This window comes from Clavibacter capsici (genome assembly GCF_001280205.1).
GTDB lineage: Bacteria > Actinomycetota > Actinomycetes > Actinomycetales > Microbacteriaceae > Clavibacter > Clavibacter capsici.
The window spans coordinates 2,416,277-2,426,487 of sequence record NZ_CP012573.1; the positions used below are offsets into that span (position 1 = coordinate 2,416,277).

Below are 10,211 nucleotides of genomic sequence, written 5' to 3' on the forward strand. Positions count from 1 at the left end.
ACCGCACCCGCGGCGCGCGACGGGACGCCGGATCCGCCCGGCGTCCGGCCCCCTCCGGCGCGCGCGTAGCCTGGACGCATGAGCACCTCGCTGGGGATGCCGGCCATGCCGCGTCCCGCCGCCGCGCCGGGACCCGCCCGGCCCGACGACCCGGCGCTCCTCGACCCCTTCGGCCGCCGCGCGACCGACCTCCGCATCTCGCTCACCGACCGCTGCAACCTGCGCTGCACCTACTGCATGCCGGCCGAGGGGCTGCCCTTCACGCCCGACCGGCAGGCGCTGCAGCTCGCCGAGATCGAGCGGCTCGTGCGCATCGGCACGCGCGACCTCGGGGTCCGGCAGGTGCGGTTCACGGGCGGCGAGCCGCTGCTGCGGCGCGACCTGCTGGAGATCGTCGCCGCGTGCGCCGCGATCCCCGACCGTCCCGAGATCTCCCTCACCACCAACGCGATCGGCCTCGCCTCGCGCGCGCAGGCCCTCAAGGACGCGGGGCTCGACCGGATCAACGTCTCCCTCGACTCCGTGCACGCCGAGACCTTCCGCCTCATCACGCGCCGCCCGTTCCTCGACCGCGTGCTCGACGGCATCGACGCCGCGGCGGCCGCGGGGCTCGCGCCCATCAAGATCAACGCGGTGCTCGTGCGCGGCGTCAACGACGACCAGGCGGCGGACCTCCTCGAGTGGGCGGTCGCGGGGGGCCACCAGCTGCGCTTCATCGAGCAGATGCCGCTCGACGCCGACCACGCCTGGGACCGGGCCGAGATGATCACGGCGGCCGAGATCCGGGCGCGCCTCTCGGAGCGCTTCACGCTGGTGCCCGACGAGGCGCCGCGCGACGGCGCCCCCGCGGAGCTGTGGCGCGTGCACTCCCGCGAGGGCGGCGCGGGCACGGCGATGCTCGGCCGCGTCGGCGTCATCGCGAGCGTCACCGAGCCGTTCTGCGCCGACTGCCGCCGCACGCGCCTCACCGCGACCGGCGGCGTGCGCAGCTGCCTCTTCTCCCACACCGAGACCGACCTGCTCGCTCCGCTGCGCTCCGGCGCCTCCGACCGGGAGATCGCCGATCTCTGGCGCCAGGCGATGTGGGCGAAGCCGAAGGGGCACGGCATGGACCAGGTCGACTTCATCCAGCCGGCCCGCTCGATGAGCGCGATCGGGGGCTGACGTGATCGTGCCCGTGGAGCTCTTCGCCGCCGCGTCCGCCGCGCTCGGCCGCACGACCGACGCGCTCGACCTGCCCGACGGCGCGACCCTCGGCGACCTCGTCGACGCGCTCGGCATCCGGGCCTCCGCCTCGGAGGATCCCGCCAACGCCGCCGCCGTCCTCGCCCGCTGCACCTACCTCGTCGAGGGCGTCGCCACCACCGACCGCGAGGCGCCCCTCATCGCGGGCAGCGCGGTGGACGTGCTGCCGCCGTTCTCAGGCGGCTGATCAGGCGTCGACCCCGCGCCCGTCACCGGGCTCGTACGGGACCCGGTCCGCGCCGTGGTCGGTCGCCCCGACGACCCGCGGGCCGTCCGATCCGCGCCCGGGGCGCCCTCATCCGACGCCGTCGGGCTAGCGTGGGGCCATGCGGGACCGCGGGGGGCGGTCGTCCAGCGCACCGCGCGAGGGACGACGTGCGCATGCGCGGAGGGGCGCAGGCGAGGAGTCGCGCGCGCCCGCGTCCGCCCCGGCGCCCCTCGAGTCGCCCCTCCGCGCGGGCGTCGAGCGCGGCATGGTGCGGACGCTCTCGCTCACGGCTCCCCTGCTCGCGCTGCTGTCGCTGCCCTCCTTCGCGGTGAGCGCCCAGGCGGGTCCGTCGCATCCCGCCGCGGTGTCGCTGTGCGTCGCGGCGCTCATGGTCGTGGCCGTGCCGGCGGCCATCGTCCCGCGCGGGCTGCCCGCCTACGCGTGCCTGCGGATCTCGATCGCCCTCTACCTCGCGCTGATCGCCCTCGAGCCGATGCGGCTCGGTGACACGTCGGTCGACGGCTCGCCGCCGTGGCTGGTCACGCTGTCCTGCATCGCGTTCGCGTGCGTCGCCATCGTGGTCGAGCGGCCGCTCCTGGCGTACGCGGCCTGCCTGGCGTGCGTCGCCGCGATCGGCGTGATCTACGCGGGGCACCTCGCCGCGGGCCCCCTCCTCGTGCAGGTCGTGGGGCTCGCCGGGATCGCGGCCGCCCTGGTCCTGGGCGCCCGCGCCCTGCGCTCGCGGGCCACGGCCGCGGACGAGGCGGAGCGCCGCGCCCGCGACGCCTTCGCGAGCTCCCGTCGCGCGGCCGCGGTCGCCGCGGAGCGCATCCGGACGGACGCGCTGCTCCACGACACGGTGCTCGCGGTGCTGCTGTCCGCGGCCGGGCACGACCCGGCCGACCGGATCCTGCTCATGGCGAGGTCGGCGCTCGACATCCTCACCGGCACCACCGGCGGGCCGGACGCCCGCGGACGCACCGTGCGCTTCGCGGACGCCCTCGCCTCCGCCGAGGGCGAGCTGGCCCCGCTCGCCGGGCGCGCGCGGCTCGACCTCGACCGCGCCGCCGACGTCCGGATGCCGACCGAGGTCGGCGACGCGCTCGTCTCCGCGATGACGCAGGCCCTGACGAACAGCGTCCGGCACGCGGGATCGGCGACCACCCGCACCGTGACCGCCGACGCGCTCCGGGACGGCGGCGTGCGGATCCGGGTGCGCGACGACGGCACGGGCTTCGACCCGGACGACATCGGGCCGGAGCAGCTCGGGGTGCGCGTCTCGATCGTCGAGCGGCTGCGGCAGGTCGGCGGCGACGCCCGGATCCGGTCCTCGCCGGGCGACGGCACCACGGTGGTCCTCGTCTGGCGGCCCGCCACCGGATCCCCGTCCCGGGACGCGCAGGAGGCCGACCCCGCGGAGAGCATCGTCTCGCGGCGGGCGCTGTACGCGACGATGACCGTCCTCGTCGTCGGCGCCATCGTCGCCGCGACCCTCCAGGTGGCCCTGGTCCACCGGGCGCCCGGCCCCGTCGTGGGCGCCCTGATCGGCGTCCTGATCCTCCCCGCCATCGTCCGGGGAGCGCGCGCCGGCCGCATGCGCACCTCGACCGCGTGGGTCACCGGGGTCGCGGGGCTCGTGATCTGCGCGGTCGGGCCGATCGGCCTCTCCGCCCGGGACTTCGACTCGGTGTCCGTCTCGTGGCTCACCTGCGGCGTCCTCTCCGGATGCGTCCTGGTGTGGATGTCGGGTCGCCGCCTGCAGCCGCTGCTGACGACCTCCTTCCTCGTCGCGACCGTCGCCGTGTGGGGCGGTGTCGACGACGTGGTGCGGCTCGGCCTGGCCGCCGAGATCGTGCTCGTCGCCGCGGGCCTCGTGATGCACGGCGCCCTCCACCGCATCACCGACGTCGCGCAGCGGGCCGCCACGGACGAGCGCGCGACGCTGCTCTGGCAGGCCGAGCTCGACGCCTACCAGCGGGAGCGGCAGGACCGGCTGCGCATGGCCGAGACCGAGGTCGCGCCCGTGCTCCGCCGGATCATCGCCCGGGACGGGGAGCTGGACGCCGACGGCCAGGCCGAGTGCCGCGTGCTCGAGCAGACGCTGCGGGACGAGATCCGCGGGCGACGGCTGCTCGACGACGGCATGCGGGAGGTCATCCGCGCGCATCGCCGCCGAGGCGCGCTCGTGCAGGTCCTCGACGACGGCGGCGTGGACGACCTCGACCAGGCCGCGCTCGACGACGTGCTGCACGAGGTGGCGGAGCGGCTGCGTCCGGTGCGGTCGAGCCGCATCGTGATCCGCACCGGCGACCCGGCCACGGGCACCGCGGTCACCATCGTCGCCTCCTCCCCCGACGAGACGGCGGTCGCGCTGGGGCTCGACGCGGACGACGAGGTCGACCTCTGGATGACGATCCCCCGGCCGACCGCGGGTGCCCGCGTGCCGACGGCCGTGCCGGGCGCCCGGACGCGCTGACGTCGACCCGTCCGAGCGCGGCGCGACCGGGTCAGGCCGCGCCGCGCGCCGCGAGCAGGGTGGTGAGCACGGCCGCACCGCGCTCCGCGTCGGCGGAGGTCACGAGCCGCGCCCGTCCGCCCCGGAGCCGCACGACGAGGCCGCGCCCCGACCCGGTGACGTACGCGACGCCGCGCCCCGAGAGCCGGAGACCCCAGCCGCCCCACTGCCCGGGCGACACGTCCTCCCAGCCGCACGACTCGATCCGGTCGAGGGGCACGCGCATCACCGGGATCCGGGTCCACGAGGACGTGACGCGGAGTCCACGGCCGTCCACCGTGACGTCGACGCGCGCCAGGGTGAGCACCGCCAGCCCGGCCAGCACCAGCGGCACGGAGGAGAGGGCGGCGGTCCCCGCATCGAGCGTCGCCGTCTGCGCGCCCGCGACGATCCCGAGCGCGACGACGGCGGCGCCGACGGCCGCGAACCACACGCTCCCGGCGTGCGCGCGCCAGGCGACGCGGGCGGTGGGGGTCACGGGGAGCGACGGCACGTCGTGCGCGGCCACCGGGGATGCGCCGCGCACGAGCGCGACGAACGGGACGCCGGCCGTCAATACCCCGACTCCGAGGATCACGACGGCCCACGCGACGGGCAGGGTCCCGTCGCCGGCCGCGTGCCGGAGGGCGATCACGATCCATCCCGCGGCGAGGCTGCCCGCGACGAGGTCGATGACGGCGACCCACGTGGCCGCGGTGCGCCGGTCGGCCGCGCGCAGGACGACCACGGCCACCGCCACGGCCACGGCGGCGAGGCCGAGGGCGGCCGCGAGCATCGCCCAGGGCGACCCCCACCCGTCGGGCGTCCCGTCGGCGGCGAAGTGCACGGCGATCCGCGCGGGCAGCGACGGCCCGAGCGCGACCGCCGCCACGACGAGGGCGAGCAGGAGGACGACCCCGGGGGCGACGACCACGACGCGGGTCCCGGTCGGCATGGATCGCGTGTCGGTCATCGTGCTCCCTTGATCATGGCGAAGAGGTCGTCGAGCGGGACCCCGAGGGTCTCCGCCTGCTCGCGCAGCTCCTCGACGAGCGTGCGCAGCCGGTCGAACGAGGCGTTGCCCGAGCGGATCACCGTGGCACCGCGACCGCGGCGCAGCTCGATGAGCCCGTCCTCCTGGAGGCTCGCGTACGCGCGCAGGACCGTGTGCATGTTCACCTCGACGGAGGCCGCGAGGTCGCGCGCCGACGGCAGCCGCTCGCCGCTCGCGAGCTCGCCGCGCGCTATCGCGTAGCGGATCTGCGTCGCCACCTGCTCCGCGAGCGACGCCTTCGCCGCAGGATCCACCGTGATGAGCATGTTCGCATTCTATGCGAACAATGCCGTCCAGCGGACGCGGTCGGCGGCACGGCGGGAAGGCCAGCGCCTCGGCCGCCCCGCCGCGGAGGTCGACGTGCCGGGTGGTGGGCACGCCCATGGGTCCTCCCGGATGCGTGCTCGGGATCGCCGGGCGCCGAGGCGGCGGGCTTCCCGACGGCGCGGTCCCGCGGATCCACCACGACGGACGGCGGCTGGCGGCGTGTGGGCACGGCGCTGCGCGGCCTGCCGGCCGCGGCCGTCGCGCCGGAGGCCGGCGACAGCACGGTCGAGGACCTCGGACCCGGCCGGTGCCGCTCCGAGGCCGGATCCCGATCCGGGCACGCCGGTCGCGATCGTCTCGGCGGACGCGACCGGCGTCGGGCGGGAGGCCTCCCGCCCGGGTGCGCTACCGGATCAGACCGTGGCGCAGGACGACGTCGACGCGCAGCACGACGCGCACGTCGAGGAGCAGGACGACGAGGACGACGACGAGCAGGTGGAGCCGAAGGCCATCTCGGAGTAGTCCACGTAGTCCTTCACCTCCAGGGTGTCGATCTCGAAGGCGTCGAGCTCAGCGGCGAGCGATGCGAGGTTGTTCACGGTGGTTTCCTTCTTCCTCATTCACTGTCCCGACGACGCGGACGCGCCGTCGGCGGCGCCGACCGGGAGGTCGGCACGTGGGGTGCCGGCTGCTGCGACGCGTCGTCGGGGCAGGCGGAGCACGATCAGGTACCCGATGCACATCCCGGCCGCGGCTCCGCCGCCCAGCGTCCATGCCTCGCGCATCGACGTCGGCGACAGCGACCACGCGACGATCGCGGCGGCCAGCACCACGACGAGGGCGGCGACGTCGGCCGACCGTCGCAGGGCGATGAGCAGGGCGGCGACGTGGACGCACACGGCGGTCAGGAGGACGGGGAGGACCGCCCACCAGGATCCGGCGGTCAGGGCGACGACGAGGGCGACGACGAGGGCGACGCCCTGCGCGGCGGCGGTGAGCTGGATGGACGCCGCCCCGGCGCGCGAGGGGACGCGCGCCCGCGGGGCTCGGAGCCGGTCGACCGCGACGATGGCCCCGGCGCCCGCGGCCGCCGCCGCGATGCCCCCGAGGGCCCATCGCGGGTCGGGCGCCAGGAGCAGGCAGGCCGCGTACGCGGCGGCGAAGACGGCGAGCGGGGCGGACGCCCCGCGCGGACCGGCGCGCGGGACGCGACGAGCCGGCGACCGCACCGGTCCGGGGCCGCTCATGAGAACGGGTGCGGCAGGTCGCGGCGCCGAGTCGCAGCGGACGGGGCGAGGAGCCGGGCCTGGCGCTCGGGACGCGAGGAGGTGCGCACGCGCTGGGCGTCCCAGCCGAAGTCGAGCTGGGAGAGGGCGGGCGCCAGCGTCATGACCGTCGTCAGCCCGAGCCGCTCCTGGAACGGGGCGGTCTGCACGACGCGGAAGGTCTCCACGCCGGTCCGCGCGAGCGCCCCGACGAGGGCCTCGACGACCTCGCCGGCCGGGACGCCGGCGCGGTCGTCGGCGGACCCGCGCGGATCCGGCACCATGGGCCTCCGTCCTCGCGCGACCTCTCCCGCCACCTCGTCGAGGGGCCGCGCATCCCGCCGGTCGCCGCACACGGCCGCGTACGCCGGATGCGCCCCGGGGACCGCCAGCAACGGGTGGTCCTCGAGGTCGCGCACGAGGAGCGGGTCGTCCCGGAGCTCCCGCACGCGCGCGCTCCTCGCGGCCACCTCGCGCACCCGATCCGGGGCGTAGGCGACGGCCTCGGTGAGCGCACGACGGGCCGCGGTCGCGGCGTCGGGGTGGGCCGCGGCGCCGAAGGCGCGCACGCCGGACGCGACGACCGCGGCCACGAACACCGGGATGCCCCACTCGTCGGGCAGCGCGGCCAGCTCGGTCGACCAGCCGAGGAGCTCGACGCGTGCGAGCATGTCGGCCGTCCCCGGGACCGTCGAGGGCACGACGGGCACGGGCGGGATCCCTCCGTACCAGGCGTTGACGAACGTGTCCCGCTCGACGAGCTCGAGCAGCCCGAACACGGTGGCCTCCTCGACGGTCGATCCCGTGGCGCACCCCGAGGACGTGCCGAGGCTCCAGCGCGGCCCCTCCGGCCTCTGCGCGTAGTAGACCGACTCACGCGGGACCATCACGGTCCCCCCGTCCACGAGCGAGGTGCCCGCGACCCACTCGTGCGGGGAGCGCGCGTCGAAGCGCTCCACGAGGACCCCGTAGGCGGCCTCCGGGTAGAGGTCGAAGTCGAGCGGGGTGATGGCGCGGCCGCCCAAGGACGCCGCCGGTGCGGTGGACGACCCTCCCCGCGCCTGGTGTCCGCCGACGAGCCGTTCGATCCCCTCCACGACGGCGGATCGTCGCGAGGCCGCGAACGACGCATCCTGCCCCGACCAGGTCAGGCGCCGGGCTCCGCGATGCCCCTGCACGGAGGTCGCGCCGGAGGCGGGCGCCAGGGTCGTCCACTCGACGGCGTCGGTGACCGCGGGACCGAGGCGCCCCGCGGCGGGGTCGATGAGCCCCTCCCCCTCCCACTCCCACCCGTCGAGCGAGCGCTCGCGAAGCGACGTGGGGTCGAGGACCCCGGTCCGTGACGACGATCCTCGGCCTCCGGATGCCCCGTCGTCGCGTGCGCGGTCGAACACGGCCCTGCGGGTCAAGCCGGACCGCTGGTCCACCTCCCAGAGCGCCCGGCCCTCCGCGCCCGATCCGACGGCGAAGTCCGCGACCGCCCGGACGACGGATCCCAGGACCGCGCCCACCTCGGCTCCCCCCACGCGCTGCGCGTCGGGGTGCCGGACCATGTCCGCCTGCTCCGCGGGCCGCGCCCGGGACCACAGCTCCGCCATGTCCGCGGTGCCGTCGGCGCCCGGCGACCCCACCACGAGGGTCGACGGCGCGGTCCAGGAGCCCACGTCGCCCGCGGGCGCGGGCGACGTGGCGTGCGCGATGCCGATCACGAGGTCACGAGAGGCGCATGGTGATGCGCGCCACGAGGAACAGCAGCGCACCCACGCCGAGCAGGTACAGGGCCGAGAGCCCGGTCTGCGACCAGTCGCCGATCCCGACGAGCAGGTGCGTGAGGACCTCCCGGATGTGGAACACCGGGGTGAAGGGCGCGACGTCCTGGATCCACTGGGGCAGGAAGGGCAGCGGCATCATGGCGCCCCCGATGACGCCGGCCGCCATCACGACGATGATGGAGAGCATCGTCACGGCGTTGACCGACGGGACGAGGTTGGCGAGGATCACGCCGAGCCCGAAGAACAGGAAGTAGCCGACGGCCACGCCGAGCACCGCGAGCGGCGCGGTCGCGACGAGCGACATCCCGACCCACGGGGTGACGGCGATGACGACCAGGAAGACCGCCTGGACGACGGCCAGCGCACCGCCGACCACGGCCTGGGCGGCGAGGATGTCGCCCGAGCCCACCGGCGCGCTGCGCAGCACGTCGAGCATGCCGTTGTCGCGCCACGACGCGATGTGCTGGGAACCCGAGAACACCGCCACGAACGCGACCCCGAACGCGACGACGTTCGACGCGATCTCGTCGACCGAGTCGCCGCCGGAGGGCGATGGCAGGTCCCCGAGCCCGAGCACGAGGCTCACGAGCAGCCCCGCCGGGAAGACGAAGGTGAAGAAGAGCGTGGCGAAGTCGCGCAGGTCCGCCGTCGCCATCACGCGGGCCAGTGTGGGGATGGTGCGCGGCGGGCGGTTCCGCGTGTCGATGGTGGTGGTCATGCCTCGTAGTTCCGTCCTGTGTAGGCCATGAACGCGTCCTCGAGGGACCCGTCCGTGACGCGTGCGCTGGTGGTGTCCACCCCGGCGGCGGAGAGCTCGGCGAACGCGCGTCCCGTGTCGGCGGTGCGCAGACGCACGCCTCCCGAGTCGACGTCCACGGCCGCGACCGATGCGAGGGCGCCGATCATGTCGGCCTGGTGCACCGCCGCGGGCAGGAGGATCGAGGACTGCGCTCCCGTCTCCGCGACGAGCAGGTGGGGCTCCCGGGTCACCAGGACGCGACCCCGGTCGACGATCGACACGACGTCGCACAGCCGCGACGCCTCCTCGAGGTAGTGGGTGGTGTAGACCGTCGTCATGCCGTCCAGCTCGGACGACCGGAGGAGCTCCACCAGGTTGTGCCTCGCCGTGGGATCGAGGCCGGCGGTCGGCTCGTCGAGGAGCAGCACGCGGGGCTCGTGCACGAGCGCCGAGGCGATGGCGAGCCTCTGCCGCTCCCCTCCGCTGAGCCGCTCCGTGCGCGTCGACGCGTGCCGGCCGAGGTCGAGCACGTCGAGCATGAGGTCGACGCGGTCGCGACGCATGCCGTACATGTCGCTGAGGGCCGTCAGGTGCTCGCGCACGCTCAGCTTGGGGAAGAACGCGGTGCGCTGCGGCTGCACGCCCACCTGGCGGTACAGCTCGGGATCCCTCGGGCGAGGGGCCCTGCCCAGCAGGCGGACGCTGCCGGACGACGGCGCCCGGAAGCCCAGGATGATGTCGAACAGCGTCGACTTGCCCGCGCCGTTCGGCCCGATGATCCCGTGGAAGGATCCGGGCCGCACCTGCAGCTCCACGGACTGGAGGATGGTCTTCCCCTTGATGCTCAGGGAGACGTCGGAGACGGCCACCGCCGAATCGTCGATCGAGGTCACGAGAGTCCTTTCATCAGGGGTGCTGGGGACGACGACCATCGTCCCCAGCACCTGGTGCGGCTGACGACCGGCGTCAGCCGGCGGTCACGCCGTCGCGCAGGAGGAGGTCGACGTGCAGCACGACGTGCAGGTCGAGGAGCAGGACGACGAGGACGACGACGAACAGGTGGAGCCGAAGGCCATCTCGGAGTAGTCCACGTAGTCCTTCACCTCCAGGGTGTCGATCTCGAATGCGTCGAGCTCAGCGGCGAGCGATGCGAGGTTGTTCACGGTG

General features: G+C 75.4%; 11 protein-coding genes. 3 read left to right on the forward strand and 8 right to left on the reverse strand.

Annotated elements, in window-relative coordinates; genetic code table 11:
- The first annotated feature begins 78 nt into the window (after nucleotides 1-78).
- The 3 genes from moaA to AES38_RS11315 all read left to right on the forward strand — a co-directional run bounded on the left by moaA (nucleotide 79) and on the right by AES38_RS11315 (nucleotide 3,929).
- Nucleotides 79-1,164 (forward strand): GTP 3',8-cyclase MoaA, encoded by a 1,086-nt coding sequence (gene moaA / locus AES38_RS11305; protein ID WP_371259381.1) that lies wholly within the window; start codon nucleotides 79-81, stop codon nucleotides 1,162-1,164.
- A gap of 1 nt (nucleotide 1,165) precedes the next feature.
- Nucleotides 1,166-1,432: a MoaD/ThiS family protein gene (locus AES38_RS11310; protein ID WP_053775065.1), complete on the forward strand. Its 267-nt coding sequence runs from the start codon at nucleotides 1,166-1,168 to the stop codon at nucleotides 1,430-1,432.
- 286 nt (nucleotides 1,433-1,718) lie between these two features.
- Entirely contained in the window at nucleotides 1,719-3,929 is a 2,211-nt protein-coding gene (locus AES38_RS11315) for a sensor histidine kinase (RefSeq protein WP_053775066.1), read from the forward strand.
- 31 nt (nucleotides 3,930-3,960) lie between these two features.
- On the opposite strand, the gene AES38_RS11320 is transcribed toward AES38_RS11315, so the two are convergent.
- From AES38_RS11320 to AES38_RS15865, 8 genes are all read right to left on the reverse strand, one after another.
- Nucleotides 3,961-4,920: a DUF1648 domain-containing protein gene (locus AES38_RS11320; protein ID WP_053775067.1), complete on the reverse strand. Its 960-nt coding sequence runs from the start codon at nucleotides 4,918-4,920 to the stop codon at nucleotides 3,961-3,963.
- Nucleotides 4,917-5,267 carry a GntR family transcriptional regulator gene (locus tag AES38_RS11325; RefSeq protein WP_053775068.1) on the reverse strand — a complete coding sequence of 117 codons (351 nt, stop codon included), beginning with the start codon at nucleotides 5,265-5,267 and terminating at the stop codon, nucleotides 4,917-4,919. Before AES38_RS11325 ends, AES38_RS11320 begins: the two co-directional genes overlap by 4 nt.
- 414 nt (nucleotides 5,268-5,681) lie before the next feature.
- Nucleotides 5,682-5,888 carry a thiazolylpeptide-type bacteriocin gene (locus AES38_RS16550; RefSeq protein ID WP_072174640.1) on the reverse strand — a complete coding sequence of 69 codons (207 nt, stop codon included), beginning with the start codon at nucleotides 5,886-5,888 and terminating at the stop codon, nucleotides 5,682-5,684.
- Nucleotides 5,889-6,515, reverse strand: a complete 627-nt coding sequence (locus AES38_RS11330) for a hypothetical protein (protein WP_157883530.1) — start codon at nucleotides 6,513-6,515, stop codon at nucleotides 5,889-5,891.
- Entirely contained in the window at nucleotides 6,512-8,242 is a 1,731-nt protein-coding gene (locus AES38_RS11335; protein WP_053775070.1) for a YcaO-like family protein, read from the reverse strand. Before AES38_RS11335 ends, AES38_RS11330 begins: the two co-directional genes overlap by 4 nt.
- 4 nt (nucleotides 8,243-8,246) lie before the next feature.
- Entirely contained in the window at nucleotides 8,247-9,023 is a 777-nt protein-coding gene (locus tag AES38_RS11340) for an ABC transporter permease (protein WP_053775071.1), read from the reverse strand.
- On the reverse strand, nucleotides 9,020-9,913 hold the full coding sequence (locus tag AES38_RS11345; protein WP_218917138.1) for an ABC transporter ATP-binding protein: 894 nt from the start codon (nucleotides 9,911-9,913) through the stop codon (nucleotides 9,020-9,022). The genes AES38_RS11340 and AES38_RS11345 overlap by 4 nt, the downstream gene beginning before the upstream one ends.
- Before the next feature lie 108 nt (nucleotides 9,914-10,021).
- A complete protein-coding gene (locus AES38_RS15865) occupies nucleotides 10,022-10,207 on the reverse strand; it encodes a thiazolylpeptide-type bacteriocin (protein ID WP_157883531.1) in 186 nt (61 codons plus the stop codon).
- Between the last annotated feature and the right edge of the window lie 4 nt (nucleotides 10,208-10,211).

Bases quoted from the DNA above. Each gene is read 5' to 3' on its own strand.
- AES38_RS11340 (WP_053775071.1), bottom strand. From the start codon at position 9,023: ATGACCACCACCATCGACACGCGGAACCGCCCGCCGCGCACCATCCCC.
- AES38_RS11330 (WP_157883530.1), bottom strand. From the start codon at position 6,515: ATGAGCGGCCCCGGACCGGTGCGGTCGCCGGCTCGTCGCGTCCCGCGC.
- moaA (WP_371259381.1), top strand. From the start codon at position 79: ATGAGCACCTCGCTGGGGATGCCGGCCATGCCGCGTCCCGCCGCCGCG.
- AES38_RS16550 (WP_072174640.1), bottom strand. From the start codon at position 5,888: ATGAGGAAGAAGGAAACCACCGTGAACAACCTCGCATCGCTCGCCGCT.
- AES38_RS11325 (WP_053775068.1), bottom strand. From the start codon at position 5,267: ATGCTCATCACGGTGGATCCTGCGGCGAAGGCGTCGCTCGCGGAGCAG.
- AES38_RS11315 (WP_053775066.1), top strand. From the start codon at position 1,719: ATGGTGCGGACGCTCTCGCTCACGGCTCCCCTGCTCGCGCTGCTGTCG.
- AES38_RS11320 (WP_053775067.1), bottom strand. From the start codon at position 4,920: ATGACCGACACGCGATCCATGCCGACCGGGACCCGCGTCGTGGTCGTC.